Origin of the sequence: Micrococcus sp. KRD077 (assembly GCF_017168505.1) — a bacterium.
GTDB lineage: Bacteria > Actinomycetota > Actinomycetes > Actinomycetales > Micrococcaceae > Micrococcus > Micrococcus luteus.
Genome location: NZ_JABFAZ010000047.1, coordinates 1 through 408 on the forward strand (window position 1 = coordinate 1; position 408 = coordinate 408).

The window sequence follows — 408 nt, forward strand, 5'->3', positions numbered from 1 at the left end:
CCTACCAGCTCTACCAGTACGGCGAGAATCCCATCAGCAAGAAGGACGTCATGCTGCGCCACGCCATCCTCGCGCGCTTTCCGGCGGACTACGATGTGGAGATCAAGGGCGCCGACCTGCTCGGCTTCGGCGAGAAATTCCTGGTCGCCTACGGCAATCGGCGCTTCGTCGGCAAGGCCTTCGCCATGGACGACCAGGTCATCGAGCGCCTGGAGCGGAACCAGGGACGGACCAACCTGCCGCTGGTGAAGGTGTTCTACATCGCCGAACCCGGCCTCCTCTCCTCGCTGCTCAACCTCTCCCCGTTCCTGGATATCCAGAAGAACATGGTCGAGCTGAGCCTCCGGGAATACCGGAAGATCCAGTTGGTCCCCTTCGATCCGGACGCGAAGCGGAAACCGCGCGAGC

Annotated in this window: 1 protein-coding gene; it reads left to right on the forward strand. The window is 62.7% G+C overall.

Annotated elements, in window-relative coordinates; genetic code table 11:
- Positions 1 to 50 precede the first annotated feature (50 nt).
- Positions 51 to 408, forward strand: a 358-nt coding sequence (locus J1M39_RS11005; protein WP_206496786.1) for a hypothetical protein, incomplete at its 3' end; no start/stop codon positions are given.